The sequence below is a fragment of the Nostoc sp. genome, from assembly GCF_036917535.1.
GTDB lineage: Bacteria > Cyanobacteriota > Cyanobacteriia > Cyanobacteriales > Nostocaceae > Nostoc.
The window spans coordinates 82,493-96,358 of the sequence record NZ_JBALDA010000038.1; the positions used below are offsets into that span (position 1 = coordinate 82,493).

16 protein-coding genes and 2 pseudogenes are annotated in these 13,866 nt (G+C 39.7%); 8 read left to right on the top strand and 10 right to left on the bottom strand.

Features of this window, described 5'->3' with window-relative positions:
- Positions 1-14: 14 nt before the first annotated feature.
- The 5 genes and pseudogenes from V7K56_RS13230 to V7K56_RS13250 all read left to right on the top strand — a co-directional run.
- Positions 15-506, top strand: a complete 492-nt coding sequence (locus V7K56_RS13230; protein WP_334911104.1) for a hypothetical protein — start codon at positions 15-17, stop codon at positions 504-506.
- Between the two features lie 196 nt (positions 507-702).
- The gene (gene rpmF / locus V7K56_RS13235) at positions 703-876 is read left to right on the top strand and encodes a 50S ribosomal protein L32 (RefSeq protein ID WP_094328804.1); all 174 of its coding nucleotides are present in this window, start codon (positions 703-705) and stop codon (positions 874-876) included.
- A 293-nt stretch (positions 877-1,169) separates the two neighbouring features.
- Positions 1,170-1,775: a sulfite oxidase-like oxidoreductase gene (locus tag V7K56_RS13240; RefSeq protein ID WP_334911106.1), complete on the top strand. Its 606-nt coding sequence runs from the start codon at positions 1,170-1,172 to the stop codon at positions 1,773-1,775.
- 140 nt (positions 1,776-1,915) lie between these two features.
- Positions 1,916-2,314, top strand: a complete 399-nt coding sequence (locus V7K56_RS13245) for a hypothetical protein (protein WP_334911108.1) — start codon at positions 1,916-1,918, stop codon at positions 2,312-2,314.
- A gap of 74 nt (positions 2,315-2,388) precedes the next feature.
- Positions 2,389-2,651 (top strand): annotated as a pseudogene (locus V7K56_RS13250) (IS4 family transposase); the annotation flags it as partial.
- A 49-nt stretch (positions 2,652-2,700) separates the two neighbouring features.
- On the opposite strand, the gene V7K56_RS13255 reads toward V7K56_RS13250, so the two are convergent.
- From V7K56_RS13255 to V7K56_RS13265, 3 genes are all read right to left on the bottom strand, one after another.
- Positions 2,701-2,862: a hypothetical protein gene (locus tag V7K56_RS13255; RefSeq protein WP_334911110.1), complete on the bottom strand. Its 162-nt coding sequence runs from the start codon at positions 2,860-2,862 to the stop codon at positions 2,701-2,703.
- 67 nt (positions 2,863-2,929) lie between these two features.
- Positions 2,930-4,312: an aldehyde dehydrogenase gene (locus V7K56_RS13260; RefSeq protein WP_334911112.1), complete on the bottom strand. Its 1,383-nt coding sequence runs from the start codon at positions 4,310-4,312 to the stop codon at positions 2,930-2,932.
- Between the two features lie 190 nt (positions 4,313-4,502).
- On the bottom strand, positions 4,503-5,648 hold the full coding sequence (locus tag V7K56_RS13265; RefSeq protein WP_334911114.1) for an ATP-binding response regulator: 1,146 nt from the start codon (positions 5,646-5,648) through the stop codon (positions 4,503-4,505).
- Positions 5,649-6,611: 963 nt separating this feature from the next.
- Between V7K56_RS13265 and V7K56_RS13270 the strand changes: the two genes are divergently transcribed.
- Positions 6,612-7,607: a DUF3102 domain-containing protein gene (locus tag V7K56_RS13270; RefSeq protein WP_334911116.1), complete on the top strand. Its 996-nt coding sequence runs from the start codon at positions 6,612-6,614 to the stop codon at positions 7,605-7,607.
- Positions 7,608-7,617: 10 nt separating this feature from the next.
- A pseudogene (locus V7K56_RS13275) lies at positions 7,618-7,800 on the top strand (transposase); the annotation flags it as partial.
- Positions 7,801-7,814: 14 nt separating this feature from the next.
- Here the strand turns inward: V7K56_RS13275 and ureC are convergent.
- A complete protein-coding gene (gene ureC, locus V7K56_RS13280) occupies positions 7,815-9,530 on the bottom strand; it encodes an urease subunit alpha (protein WP_334911118.1) in 1,716 nt (571 codons plus the stop codon).
- 484 nt (positions 9,531-10,014) lie between these two features.
- Between ureC and V7K56_RS13285 the strand changes: the two genes are divergently transcribed.
- Entirely contained in the window at positions 10,015-10,281 is a 267-nt protein-coding gene (locus V7K56_RS13285) for a hypothetical protein (RefSeq protein ID WP_334911120.1), read from the top strand.
- 31 nt (positions 10,282-10,312) lie between these two features.
- Here V7K56_RS13285 and V7K56_RS13290 read toward each other — a convergent pair whose 3' ends face one another.
- The 6 genes from V7K56_RS13290 to V7K56_RS13315 form a co-directional block, all read right to left on the bottom strand.
- Positions 10,313-10,618 carry an urease subunit beta gene (locus V7K56_RS13290; protein ID WP_334911202.1) on the bottom strand — a complete coding sequence of 102 codons (306 nt, stop codon included), beginning with the start codon at positions 10,616-10,618 and terminating at the stop codon, positions 10,313-10,315.
- A 181-nt stretch (positions 10,619-10,799) separates the two neighbouring features.
- On the bottom strand, positions 10,800-11,411 hold the full coding sequence (locus V7K56_RS13295) for a hypothetical protein (RefSeq protein WP_334911122.1): 612 nt from the start codon (positions 11,409-11,411) through the stop codon (positions 10,800-10,802).
- A 123-nt stretch (positions 11,412-11,534) separates the two neighbouring features.
- Positions 11,535-11,837, bottom strand: coding sequence for an urease subunit gamma (ureA, locus tag V7K56_RS13300; RefSeq protein WP_334911124.1), 303 nt, complete (start codon positions 11,835-11,837; stop codon positions 11,535-11,537).
- A gap of 25 nt (positions 11,838-11,862) precedes the next feature.
- Complete coding sequence (locus V7K56_RS13305) at positions 11,863-12,702, bottom strand: urease accessory protein UreD (RefSeq protein WP_334911126.1); 840 nt, start codon at positions 12,700-12,702, stop codon at positions 11,863-11,865.
- Positions 12,699-12,986, bottom strand: a complete 288-nt coding sequence (locus V7K56_RS13310; RefSeq protein WP_334911127.1) for a hypothetical protein — start codon at positions 12,984-12,986, stop codon at positions 12,699-12,701. The genes V7K56_RS13305 and V7K56_RS13310 overlap by 4 nt, the downstream gene beginning before the upstream one ends.
- Positions 12,987-13,053: 67 nt before the next feature.
- On the bottom strand, positions 13,054-13,833 hold the full coding sequence (locus V7K56_RS13315; RefSeq protein WP_334911204.1) for a class I SAM-dependent methyltransferase: 780 nt from the start codon (positions 13,831-13,833) through the stop codon (positions 13,054-13,056).
- Positions 13,834-13,866 lie beyond the last annotated feature (33 nt).

The following is a 13,866-nucleotide window of genomic DNA, read 5'->3' on the forward strand; positions in this document are numbered from 1 at the left end:
GGAGATAGAAGGTCATGAGCAAAATTTCTGCTCACCTACCATCATCGCTCGCTCCCTTTTCAGTTATTAGCCAAATTGCCAGAAGAATCCGGATAATTCCTTTAGTAGTTTTGCTCATATCTACTGTTCCTGCGTGGTTTTTGATGGAAGCGATCGCACCGCAGGTTGTGCGAGCTTACACCGCTAGAGTTGATCTAGCTATTGACCGCTTGCCAGAAGAAAACTATGAAACCGTTCTCAGGAGGGCGGAAGCGGTCGCTAGGGCAGCTGCTCAAAGGAGCTTCGACCAAGATATCTTGGTGACAGATGTTTCCATCATTGTGTCCGTACAAAATTATGGAGCGATCGCACCAGTCCTGACATTAGATGTCAGTCGTCCTCAATGGCGATCGCGTCCCGATGCTCAAAGTTGGGCTACTTACTTCAAAACTGCGCGATCTCTACTTTTCTTTGAAAATAACTCTAATCAAGTTCCAGCAGCTAGCGCTGTATCAACGCCAAAATGACGGGTTGAGCAAGAAGTCCGAGCCAAAGCTTTCTTGGCTCGGAAGCTTGGGTGACTTAAAGAAGGTCATTCTTTTTGTCCCCGCGTGCTTGCGTGAGTCTCAACCCAACTTACTTATTGCTGACTCAACTGTTGTCTTTGGCGTCAGTGGATGGACTAGAATAAGAAGGTTGTCAAGAATCGCGATATCTGCTGACATGGCTGTTCCTAAGAAGAAAACTTCCAAATCAAAACGAGATAAACGTCGAGCTACTTGGAGGCATAAAGCCGTCGTTGAAGCTCAGAAAGCCCTATCTCTGGGTAAGTCAATTTTGACTGGACGTTCTACATTTGTTTATCCAGCTGCTGAAGAAGAGGAAGAAGAATCATAATTTCTCAGTCAGGAAAAGCATGAACAGCACCGATAGATTTGATTGCCAAACTCAACAATCAAACTTCCGATAGCTGGATAAATGCTTTTTCTTAGCTTTCCTGATTGCATTATGAATCAGAGACACTCTACATAAGCTCATTAGATCGAAAAAATTGGTAGTGAGTAATTGGAAATATCCATTACCCATTACCTATCATTCAAGAGTTCATATAAAGAGTAAAACATCTAGTCTGTTGGTAACTCAGCAAAAAAGCTTGTAAATATTTTGAGAAAACTGATTTTTCTCCAACTATGCTAGGAAAATTTTTTCAGAAACCAGGCAAAGAAGAGAGCGAACGCGTCCCTCCTGGTCAACACTTAGCTAAAGGTTTTCCCGTATTAACTTACGGTGAAACTCCCCAAATCAGCACTGAGGAATGGGAGTTTCGAGTTTGGGGTTTAGCAAAATCTGCTACCTTTAGTTGGTCAGACTTTATGGCGCTACCTCAACACGAATTCACAGCTGACTTCCACTGTGTAACGCGCTGGTCTAAACTTGATGTCAAATGGACTGGCGTTAAAGTTACAGATTTCATGAATCTGATTGAATTAGACCCGAAAGTAGCCCACATTATGGAACACTGCTATGGCGGCTACACCACCAATATTTCTGTAGAAGATTTTCTGCGCGAAGAAAACTTCTTTGCTTTTAAAGTCTTTGGTGAAGACCTTCCATCTGAACACGGTGGTCCGATGCGTCTAGTTGTACCCCACCTCTACGCTTGGAAAAGTGCTAAGTGGATTAATGGTTTGGAATTTTTAGCTGCTGAAGAACTTGGTTTTTGGGAGCGCAATGGCTACCATCGCCGTGGTGAACCTTGGGCTGAGGAGCGTTACAGCAAAGCTTTTGGGATTTAAAAGTTAGAAGTTATTCAATTTAGTTAGAGACAAACAATTTTTAAGGTCATGTTGGTAGCAGATAAATAGTCTTAGAATTACAATGGTAAACATGGATAACACGAACAAAGCTGATAGTACTAAAAATTAAGGAAAAAACCATGAGACGTTTTACCTTGTTTACGCTACTGTATCTAGCTGCGGGAGTCTGCTCAACTGCGATTGCACTTAAGTACTCTAACATGAGTCCAAACCTTAAAGCCATCTTGCTAATAGAGGCAGGAATGCTATACACTTTCTCTAGATTCAGTACCTCCCCGTTTTGGCGTCAAACCTTACTACAAAGCCAAAATAGACTGCGCCAGCAACCAACATGGAAACAAAATTTCGTTACGATCACACTTTGGCTAGCGATTGGATTAACGGTTTTTTCGTCCATCTTCAATGTAGTAGTGAGTCATAACTGGACAACTGAAGCAATCGCACAAGCGTCTTTAGGACTAATGATTATTTTGCCGAGTGCAGAAAATCTTTTTCTCAAAAGCCAAACCCAATCATAAATCAACTGCTTTGTTTGAGCAGTAGGCTTTTATTGCCATTTCAAGTTTGAGTTAACTCATATTTTGATAACGGAATAGCACGCTTGTTGTTACTCCACAAAGAATTTGCTCAAGCACTAAATATAGCTATTCTGGTCAAAACCAATCTTCAAACTAATGCTCGTAGTCATGTAATTCTATTTTTTAGTAATTTAAATTTGTCCTACAAGAAAACAGTAGACTACTGCAAGCTTCATTTTCAAATCGAGTTTAACTTTCGTGATGCAAAGCAGTTTTGGGATTGGAAGATTTTATGAACTCAAGTCACGTCGCTTCTCTACGAGACGCTACGCGTAGCTTGCTTCCCCAAAGGGGTACGCTCCAAATTCAAAATTCAAAATTCAAAATTAATCATCTCCATAAATAAATTTAGCGCAAAGTCGAGCCAGTCGCACAGTCAGGGTTTCCCGACTTGGGCTTTCCTGGCGTTGAGCGGAGGTTTCCACTCGTAAGCGCAGTCCGCCGCAGGCATCAGACGGCAGTTCCTTTAAGCGGGGGAACCCCGCCAACGGACTGCCTCAACTTTGTAAGATAGGAGCTTGTATCCTTTTCGTTTTCGGTCATAGCTCATAACTTTTAACCCAGAAATTTCTTGATTAGCGGCAATTTGCCCTGATATGGAGCGTATCGCCATTTTAAATCGAGCCAGAAGGAGTTTTGCAATACACTTTTATTATGGGAAAAGGTGTCAAAGCTAGCTTTGCCGTGATAGTTGCCAATACCGCTATCTCCCACTCCACCAAATGGTAAAGACGAGACACCAACCTGCATAACTGTGTCGTTAATACAAACTCCACCAGAGGAAGTTTCTTGCAAAACTCGCTTTTGCAGGTTTTTGTCTTGAGAAAATAAGTATAACGCCAAGGGTTTGGGTCTAGAGTTAATCAAAGCGATCGCTTCTGCAATGTCAGTATATTCAATGATCGGTAAAATGGGCCCAAAGATTTCTTCCTGCATTACAGAATCTTCTAGTGAGACATTATCAATCAGTGTTGGGGCGATATAACGCTCTGAAGGTTGATTTTCTCCACCGACGATAACTTCACCGTCTTTGAGAAAACTCACCAATCTATCAAAGTGTTTTTGACTGATAATCCGAGCATAATCAGGACTGTTTACAGGATTCTCACCATAAAATTCTTTTAAAGATTTTTCCAGCCCATCTATTAAATCTTTCTTGATTGTTTTATTAACTAAAAGATAGTCGGGGGCGATACAAGTTTGTCCAGCATTAATAAATTTGCCCCAAGTAATTCGTCTGACAGTGTGTTCAAGATTAATGTCAGTATCTACAATGCAAGGACTTTTACCACCCAATTCTAAAGTCACTGGTGTGAGATATTTTGCTGCCGCTGCCATAATGATTTTGCCGACGGCTGTGCCACCAGTAAAAAATATATGGTCAAACTTTTCTGCAAGTAGTTTTTGACTTGCTTCCACGCCTCCTTCAATCACTGCAATATAAGCAGGGTCAAAATGTTTGGCAATAATCTTAGCTATGATATCAGACGTATGAGAAGCAATTTCTGAAGGTTTGATAATTGCACAATTTCCAGCTGCGAGCGCACCTATTAACGGTGAGATAATTAAGTTAAATGGATAATTCCAAGGTCCAATAATTAAGACAACCCCTAACGGTTCTGGATAAATTTTCGCTGAGTAGGAAAACAAATCCCAGGAAACCGCTGCTTTTTGGGGTTTAGTCCAGTTTTGAAGATGTTTGATCGCGTAATCAATATCCTTAATTACGCTGATTTCTGTAAGGTAAGTTTCTACTTCTGGTTTATGTAAATCCGCTTGTAATGCTTCGACTATTGACTGTTTATGCTCAATAATTGCTTGCTTAAGAGTTTTCAATTGTTCAATGCGAAAAGTTACATCTTTAGTTTTGCCTGTTTGAAAAAACTCTCGCTGATTCTGAATAATATTGCCAATGTTAGATAATTCAGTGGTAATCATTGTTTTATCCTTTCAAAAACTATTTAATACTAGTGCTATTAGTTCAGCATATTTAATTCGTCAAATTTTAGCGTTTAACTTTCCAATTTGAATTTTTATTTCAATTATCGGTAGATAGTAGTAAGGTTATAAATTATGAATTATCAGAATAAAAAACTTGATAATTCATAATTTATAATTACTAATTTTATCATATTTTGGTGGGTATAAGTACAATAAATACACTACCTTTGCCCAACTCTGAATTAAGCAGAATAATGCCTTGATGTGCTTCGACAATTCGACGAGCAAGATACAGTCCTAAGCCACTACCAGAACTCTTGTGACTGCCTTGGCGAAATCGTTCAAATATGGTTGCTTGTTCTTCAGGGGGAATACCCGGGCCGGTATCCGCTATCTCAATTCTAATATAGTCAACGGAATTGGATTTTTCAGAGAACTGAGATTGATTACTTTTGTTGAACTGGCGTTGGGAAGTAAAACGAACAGTTACAGAACCAGAGTCGGTAAACTTGATCGCATTTCCGATAAGATTGGTGAATAGACGATGTAATTCCAAGTGATCGCCCATCACTGTGTTTGTGCTTGACTCGTCAGTAACGTCCAAATTTAGGGACAGTGTTTTATCTTGAGCTAAGGGTGACAATTCTCCAGTCACTTCATCTAGCAATTGGTCCAGATTAACTGGTTGAAATGCCAAACTTTTGCGACCTGCTTCAAAGCGATAAACTTCTAATAAAGTATTCACCATAGAAAGCAGATTGATATTGCTACGGGCCATGATAGCGATTACTTCCTGCATTTGCGGTGATAATGTTCCCAACGCACCTTGCTGAAATAGCATTAACATGCGATCAGCGGCTACCAAGGGAGTGCGTAAGTCGTGGGTGAGACGGGAGACAAAATCTTCTCGCTGGCGGGCAATTTCATCACGTTCATCCATACTATGCTTCAAACGTAGGAGCGATCGCACTCTTGCCAGCAATTCATCTACTGTTACAGGTTTGCGGATAAAATCATCAGCACCTAAGTCTAATCCGTGGGCGACATTGGGCGCATCATGGGCAGTGATTAGCAATATGGGGATATATTGCGGCAATTTCATCTCTCCACGAATGTGTTTGGTGACTTCGTACCCATCCATACCTGGCATCATCAGATCCAGGAGAACTAAGTCACAAGGAGAAGCTTTCAATTCTGCCAAGGCCGAAATTCCATTTTCGGCGGTGCTAATCGTGTAACCTTCTTCCTCCAAAATAGTTTTGATCAAAAATACGTTATCAGGAGAGTCATCAACAACCAGAATTTTGTCAGAGCGAGAAGATTGTGAAGTCATAAAACTGCAAGCTAGGGGGTAAAAGTAAACTTTTAGGGAAACTGGTTTATGAGTATTTTTACTGCCTCTCTAGTTTATTAGATTTGTAATCTACTCAATTGAAAACTGCTGTAAAATTAGGAAAATAGGGAAATTTTAGCTCATAGCTCTGCTAAAGCCACCTAAAATCGCAACAGGATCGCAAATTCTGTTATACACCAATCACACAGAGATAAATCCAGATGTTCTGGCTACTCAAATAAATGAGTGCCAAAACGGGAAAATTGTACGCTAAGGCTGAAAGTCTTTCTCTGTCTGGATTTTGGCTGTTAATTTTTTTTGATAGTGCACAGTAGTACCAATACTCTGCACCATCTTTCAAGACTAATTCGAGTCAAAAGTGATAAATAGAGGTATGGCATTTGCTCTAAAATTTTTAACAGCCCCCACATTGTCTGTATTGGTTTAGAAGAAACCCAGCATCAGCTTTTTGCTGTGGAGTGGAATTAATATCTCTAAGAGTTCTGCCAGCATCACCAGTACAACGAATTTACATCCCAAAAGCTAATGAGAAAAAACGACCTTTAAAATCATACTCAGCATAGTTGTTTATTCTAGGTGAAAACCTAATTTCTGGAGATGTCTAATACTGACAAATAATTTTTCTAATGCTAGAAAATAATTATTATCATCCACATAAATTTCAATTCATTCAACAACAACTCTACTCATAGTCAAAGCACTTTTTTCAGAAAATTTGTTAATCTAACATCACCATTATGCCAATCCTTTGTCTCAAATGTCAAAGTTATTTTAGAGGATTGTATTACCCATGCCAAATCAAGGGCTGGTAAGATCTTTGGAAAACTTTTTGATTTTTTGAATTTACTTAATCAAAAAGATTATCATTAATTTTAGAAAATATCAAATCAATTCATAATTAACTATGATAAATTTTGTGTAGAAAATAGTTTAAATAATATTGTGAGCAAGTTAAAAAAACAGAGCGAAGTAGTCACTAGCTTCGACTATGAAATTTTGGATTCTGAACAGCGAATTGTTGTTCAGCAACGAACAGGAGAAATTAAGGAGCGCTTACGACGTTCAGCACAAGATATTTGGGAAATTGGTCAGAAGTTGACTGACGTGCGTTCTCGGCTCAAACATGGGCAGTTTGAGACTTGGCTGAAAGCTGAGTTTGGTTGGAGCCGACGCACAGCTTACAATTTTATTAACGTTTATGAAACATTGGCTGAACGTGCAAATTTTGCACAAATAGATATTGCCACGTCTGCACTCTATCTTTTGGCAGCACCATCAACTCCACAAAACATCCGCGAGGAATTTCTACAACGTGCTCATGAAGGCGAAGCCATAACTCATAAGAGTATTCGTCAAGTAATTGAGGACGAGAAATCACAGTCTATCTCTGCTCCTGCTTTACATGAGCTATCACAACTACTCACTTCTAAGAAGCCAGAAATCCTGGCTATCCTTCCCAAGGAGCCAATTAAAATTGAAACACCAGCTTTAGAGGTGACTATAGCAGCGTCATCCTCAGTGTTACCTGTTGTTGTGAATCCTAATGAAATTCAGTCAAGTTGGTTTTTACTAGAAAAGCAACATTTTGTCTTCTGTGGTGATACAGCTTCACCACAATTCATCGAGCGCATACCTTTTGCTGCTCTTGCCATTGCCATTACCTCCGATGATTGGGATCATGATTGGTTAATTGAACGGGCGAAGACTGTGATTATTTTTCCGGAATCAGATTTGAAGGAGCAGCTGATTGAACAGCTAATCAAGATGTTTTCGGCATCTGGGGATATAGTGATTTTTCCCTGGCTACCAAGTAGGGATATAATCGAAATCGCTCATCAGTTAAATCGGCGAGTTTTTGCAGGAGATCCTAGTCTTGAGCGTTGTCATCAGGCGATCGCACAGTCCCGATTAAAATCTGAGCCATTGGATTACCCTTAGATTTCTGGTGGGATCAGAAATCAGACTCATTATTGATGAAACAGGAGATCCAAAGAAAGGGAGTACAACAGATTATGTTAAACGGCAATATATTGGCAATTTAGGAAAAATAGAGAATGGAATAGTAGCAGTTACAGCTTATGGTTTATTCGAGGGTATGACATTTCCCTTAATGTTTGAAGTTTATAAACCTAATTGGGTCATGAATTAAAACAAAAAGTACCTCTGTGCCATTGGTAAAACTGTCGCAGGTTCACAAATCAGTAACTCTCCATCAGCCTTTACTTCATAGGTTTCTGGATCTACTTCAATGTGGGGTAATGCATCATTCAGCTTCATATCCCGCTTACTCAATTGGCGAGTTCCAGAAACTACAACTGCTGCCTTTTGTAAACCTAGCTGGCTGGGAATTTCTTTCTCTAAAGCTGCTTGGGAAACAAAAGTTAATGATGTAGCATGACGCGCCCCTGCAAAACTACCAAACATTGGTCGCATGTACACTGGTTGGGGTGTGGGAATACTGGCGTTAGCATCGCCCATTTGCGACCATGCAATCATTCCACCTTTAATCACTATCTCTGGTTTCACACCAAAAAATGCCGGACGCCACAAACATAAATCTGCTAATTTTCCCTCTTCCACTGAACCTACATATTGACCAATTCCGTGAGCGATCGCCGGGTTAATAGTATACTTAGCAACATACCTTTTTGCACGAAAATTATCTGCTTTTTGCTCAGTTCCTTGTGGATTAAGAGTTCCTCGTTGCATCTTCATTTTGTGAGATGTCTGCCAGGTGCGAATTATCACTTCACCTACCCTTCCCATCGCCTGGGAATCGGAAGAAATCATGCTAAATGCGCCTAAGTCGTGCAAAATGTCCTCGGCGGCAATGGTTTCCCGACGGATACGAGATTCGGCAAAAGCGACATCTTCGGCGATCGCAGGGTCAAGATGATGGCATACCATCAACATATCCAGGTGTTCATCTAAGGTGTTGAGAGTGTAAGGACGTGTGGGATTGGTGGAAGAAGGGAGAACGTTGGCTTGGCTGCAAACTTTGATGATATCTGGTGCGTGTCCTCCGCCCGCGCCTTCGGTGTGGTAGGTGTGGATAGTACGATTCTTGAAAGCTGCGATCGTATCTTCCACAAATCCAGCTTCATTTAGAGTATCAGTATGAATCGCTACTTGTACATCATATTCATCGGCAACACTAAGGCAAGTATCAATTGCTGCGGGTGTGGTTCCCCAGTCTTCATGTAGTTTTAACCCCATTGCGCCGGCGGCTACTTGTTCTACAAGTCCTTGGGGTTGACTAGCGTTACCTTTACCCAAAAATCCTAAATTGACGGGAAAAGCATCAGCAGCTTGCAACATTCGGTAAATATTCCAAGGGCCGGGGGTGCAGGTAGTGGCATTTGTACCCGTGGCTGGGCCAGTACCGCCGCCGATCATGGTAGTAATACCGGAAGCGATCGCCACTTCAATCTGTTGGGGGCAAATAAAATGAATATGGGCATCAATACCGCCAGCAGTGAGAATCATTCCTTCACCAGCTAAAGCTTCAGTTCCGGGACCGATAATAATATCTACATTATTTTGAATATAAGGATTTCCGGCTTTACCAATTTTGAAAATCTTGCCATCTTTAATGCCGATATCTGCTTTGACAATACCCCACCAATCGAGAATTAAGGCATTAGTAATTACTAAATCTACAGCACCATCGGAATTAGAAATGGGGGATTGTCCCATTCCGTCTCTGATAACTTTACCGCCACCAAATTTCACTTCGTCGCCGTAGGTAGTGAAATCTTGTTCAACTTCAATAAATAATTCTGTGTCTGCAAGTCGGATGCGATCGCCTACTGTTGGGCCGTAGGTTTCGGCATAGGCGCGGCGATCCATTTTGTAAGGCATAATACTACTCCTAGTAATGGTTTTGATTTTAATATTTTTCAGCAACCTTATGGAGATAAGGTGATAATTTTTGTATAATTTGATATTTTTACGATGGCAGTAAATTTAGGGAAATAAATATTAATGAAATAAAACTGAAGTTAACAGGGATGAAAAATATTTGGCACATTTAATGAAAAAGTTACGTATAAATACAGATTGTACTGCAATATTTACATAGGTAAGCTAAGAAAGCAGATGTAGCCTGTATTATCTAGAGTTATGTCTAAACTTTAATCAAATTCGGCATTTAATTATATGTTATTTGAAGCACTATTTGCTGCTGGTACAACAGTCCTCAGAGAGTTTGTAAAATGTACTGCTGTAGAGGTTATTCGTCATACTGTAGAAGTCATTCGTCATTGGGCTAATTCCCGGAGCAATAAAGTACTCTTCAAGTCAACAGACAAATAATTCTTATAGTAATAAGACTGCTAAAAATGTTATGCCTTATGAACTAGGGCTTCAGTTGGGTGGGATTTGGGATGAGCGTAAAGCTATTATTCAATTGGCAGGAAATCTCAGCAATCAACCTGCTATAGCATTTTTTGCAAGGGCTGAAATTAGCAATTTTCCACCTGTGCAGTTAGTATTTGCATGGGTAAGCAGTCTTAACACTCCTTTAATTCTTGGACAAACCAATTTTTTCTTGGAATTCGATGTTTGTTTTTACCGTTCCAAATTGGAGTTTGAAATTAAACCTATTCAATAACTTTTTTAAACGCAAAGTTACGCGGAGGTTTTTAGAGGTTTCCGTTAATTTTGGCGTTGAAGCCGTAGACTTGGCGAGTACCGACTAAGGGGACTAGAGTTATTTCTTTTGCGTCGCCTGGTTCAAAGCGAACTGCGGTTCCGGCGGGGATATCGAGGCGCATTCCTCGCGCTTGCTCTCTGTCAAAATTTAAGGCGGTGTTAACTTCATAAAAATGATAATGGGAACCAACTTGTATGGGGCGATCGCCTGTATTGGACACTTGCAATTTTACAGTTGGACGACCAACATTCAGTTCAATTTCACCCGCTGGTGTAATGATTTCTCCTGGTATCATGTTCAATCCAATATTTCATTTAAATAAGGCTTATGCACACTCTATGAATTCTTGACGTTCTTCGCATCTTCTTTACGAGACTCTCCGCGTAGCTTGCTTCTCCATAGGAGTAGGCGATTCAATAAATTTTTGGATATTTTTGCATAAGTTTGGCTATTTTTGTGTAAGTCATGATTAACTTTTAAAAAGTTTGCTTGTTGACGCTTAAGGTTTTTAAAAGTTTGAATAATCTCATCTTCAAATTGGAATGGGAAGCCAAATTTTGATTTATAAGAATATTCAATTTGCTGTTCTTGCACCGCAGATGTTCCATTTTCCAAGAATTATGATAATCCAAAAACTTTAGATAACTTTCTGGCAGTATTTCACCTTCAATTAAGTGTGTCTTTGTCATCAAAAGCTTTTTAATTTTTTCATGGCGGGGAAAAGCATCTTTTTCTATCCAAAAAATCCATAATTTAATTTCTGCTTCGTTTTTGAAGGGGAAAATTGTATAAGCATTTTTTTCTCCTACTTGAATAGATTCTAAGATACGTTTTTGGCCGCGCATTTCTCTTAACTTTTCTACTAAATCTGTATAAGTACGTCTACCTTCCCAGATCAGAAAAGCAAGTGGCCCATATAATTCTTTTAGCTGCTGCTCAGTATATTTTAACGATGCAGTTGTCTGCTGATTTTCTCTGTCTCTGTTGCCAGACAGAATGTGATTGACTATTCCGGCTACAACGGCAAAGGCAGTAGTTATGGCAGTGGTTATAATAGTTGCTGTAAAGCCGATGTTTCCTGTATTCATTGCCTTTATGCTTGATGATAATCAAGCAGTACACTTCTGATAATGCGTTAAATTATATACTTGATTATTAATCAATGTCTATAAAAGACTTTCATCTTAAAAGGAACACAGTATGAAGTAAATTTAATGAATTGGATTATGTACTGTAACTAACTTTGTACCATCAGGAAAAGTTGCTTCTACCTGCACTTCATGCACCATTTCTGGTATCCCTTCCATAACATCATCTCGCGTTAAGAGAGTTGTACCATAACTCATCAATTCAGCTACAGTTTGCCCATCTCTTGCACCTTCTAAAATGGCAGCAGAAATATAAGCGATAGCTTCAGGATAATTCAGTTTTAAACCCCTTTCTTTACGTCTTTCTGCTAATAAAGCAGCTGTAAAAATTAATAGCTTATCTTTTTCCTGCGGCGTAAGTTGCATTCGTACTTCCTCCTCTATGGCTCGTTCAAACCTGCCACACTCTTGGTATACAATTACCACGATTCAAAAAAGAAACTCGCAGCATCTGCCAAACATCAGTAAACCATTTTCTCACCTCAGATGTAGAAGCACCGCGATACCGACACAATAATCCATGTTGTAATCGGCTAACACCCGCTTCTCCCTCCCCATTCCATAAATTTCGCGTTTTTTCGACAATTTCTGCTGAAACTGCACCACCAACCCAAACTAGACTACCTACTATTGGTTTTCCTGCCAAGCCGTGAGGACTGTGAAAAACATCTTCACTACCTGGTAAATATTGGCGATCAATCCACAAAGGAACACCTTGCTGCCAAATTTCCGTGTGCGATCGCCATTCTCCTTGCAAGAATTTTTCTCCTCTAGCACTGCGACCAAATCGGTTAATTTCCCAACCTAACCAACTAGCCCCGGTTGCTAATTCTACCCGTAAATCTTGCCGATAAATCGCACCGTTAAATAAAATTGTCTCTTGTGGCAACCATTCTAAACAAGCACCAGCATCAACTTGCATCTGGATGGTTTGTCTAGCTTGTAAGCCATTACTACGATATATCTTGCTTGCAGCAGCTGTAGTGATTAAGGCTTGGGCTTGGGGTTGGAGGTGGATGTTAGAGGATAAGCGATCGCCTCCCACCATTCCCCCGGCTGTATGTAAAATTACGCTATGACAAACTTTTTCCCTTTCTGGATAGAATGGGCGTTGTACCTTCAGGGGTGCTTGTTGGTGATTGTAAATTAATTGGGTTTTACTCTGGCGATCAGCATAGACTAAATTAAGTTTGCCATGCCAACCTTCTGATATTTGCGGATTGCAGATCATTTATAAATTGAAGATTGCTGTAAATAATCAATATCTCTAATAATAATTGGACTACGAGTTTGAATTACCAAAGTAGGACTAAATGCAGCAGCATAGCAATAACTACAACCGTATTGACATCCCCTATAAGGATTTAGAGTAAAATCATAATCACCAATAAATCCAGTAGCTTTTGTTAAGAGTGATTTAGCATTTTGTGCATAAACATTGACATCTCCAAATTTTTCTCGGATTAATTTGGTAGGAGTGCATTCGCAATAACCTTGATATTTTGGTTGTGCCATCTGAATCCTGATATTTATTGAGAGTGAATTAACGCACTCTACTTCTCATAATTCCCATTTTTTATTTTTAAATTACTTCACCAAGGTATACGCTAGTGCAATAGACCATATAGACAAAACCACTCTCATCACAAAAGCGCTGATATAATTCTTGAAAATTATCAATAAGCTGTTCGTATACCAAGCCTTCACGCGGTAAATAAGAAACGCTCATTGCTCGTCCAATAAGTCCAGTTAAATCTAACTGTTGTCTATAAGTAAAAATGTATTCTTGAATGTTAATAAAATGGGGAGTTACTAACAGTGGCTTTACCGACTGCATTCGAGATTCTGCTGGGTGATTATTAGATGCTTTGCGGACTATTCGGCTATATTCTGTAGTTAACGTATCTTCTTGATCACGGTTATTCCATACCACAGCCAAGCGTGCTGATGGTTTTAAAATGCGGTGAAATTCCAATAAAGTTGGTTCGGGATTGAACCAGTGGAAAGCTTGAAAACAAGTAACTAAATCAACTGAATTATCATAAAGTTGGGTAAATTCAGCTGTTCCATCACGAAACTCTATTAAAGGATGCGCTTGTGCAGCTTCTCGCATTGCTGCATTTGGTTCTATGGCGATGACATTAATCCCCCGTTCAGCTAATAATCTTGAAGCAATTCCTGTACCTGCACCAATATCTGCTGCTATGAGTTGCGAATTTTCACCTAATCCTTCCAAGATAATATCAATTGCATCTGCGGGGTAACTTGGTCGATATTTTACATAATCCTCCGCTCTGTCAGAAAATCGGTTGAGTGGGTTTAAGGTATGTAAGGGGGTTATTTTGGGATTAATTTGGCTCATGCATTTTGATGTAAAAGTTGAAGTGCGTAGGCG

Excerpts from the sequence above, each read along its gene's own strand:
- V7K56_RS13290 (WP_334911202.1), bottom strand. The coding sequence starts at position 10,618 with ATGATACCAGGAGAAATCATTACACCAGCGGGTGAAATTGAACTGAAT.
- rpmF (WP_094328804.1), top strand. The coding sequence starts at position 703 with ATGGCTGTTCCTAAGAAGAAAACTTCCAAATCAAAACGAGATAAACGT.
- V7K56_RS13310 (WP_334911127.1), bottom strand. The coding sequence starts at position 12,986 with ATGGCACAACCAAAATATCAAGGTTATTGCGAATGCACTCCTACCAAA.
- V7K56_RS13240 (WP_334911106.1), top strand. The coding sequence starts at position 1,170 with ATGCTAGGAAAATTTTTTCAGAAACCAGGCAAAGAAGAGAGCGAACGC.
- V7K56_RS13315 (WP_334911204.1), bottom strand. The coding sequence starts at position 13,833 with ATGAGCCAAATTAATCCCAAAATAACCCCCTTACATACCTTAAACCCA.
- V7K56_RS13245 (WP_334911108.1), top strand. The coding sequence starts at position 1,916 with ATGAGACGTTTTACCTTGTTTACGCTACTGTATCTAGCTGCGGGAGTC.
- V7K56_RS13260 (WP_334911112.1), bottom strand. The coding sequence starts at position 4,312 with ATGATTACCACTGAATTATCTAACATTGGCAATATTATTCAGAATCAG.
- ureC (WP_334911118.1), bottom strand. The coding sequence starts at position 9,530 with ATGCCTTACAAAATGGATCGCCGCGCCTATGCCGAAACCTACGGCCCA.
- V7K56_RS13305 (WP_334911126.1), bottom strand. The coding sequence starts at position 12,702 with ATGATCTGCAATCCGCAAATATCAGAAGGTTGGCATGGCAAACTTAAT.
- V7K56_RS13295 (WP_334911122.1), bottom strand. The coding sequence starts at position 11,411 with ATGAATACAGGAAACATCGGCTTTACAGCAACTATTATAACCACTGCC.
- V7K56_RS13230 (WP_334911104.1), top strand. The coding sequence starts at position 15 with ATGAGCAAAATTTCTGCTCACCTACCATCATCGCTCGCTCCCTTTTCA.
- V7K56_RS13285 (WP_334911120.1), top strand. The coding sequence starts at position 10,015 with ATGCCTTATGAACTAGGGCTTCAGTTGGGTGGGATTTGGGATGAGCGT.
- ureA (WP_334911124.1), bottom strand. The coding sequence starts at position 11,837 with ATGCAACTTACGCCGCAGGAAAAAGATAAGCTATTAATTTTTACAGCT.
- V7K56_RS13265 (WP_334911114.1), bottom strand. The coding sequence starts at position 5,648 with ATGACTTCACAATCTTCTCGCTCTGACAAAATTCTGGTTGTTGATGAC.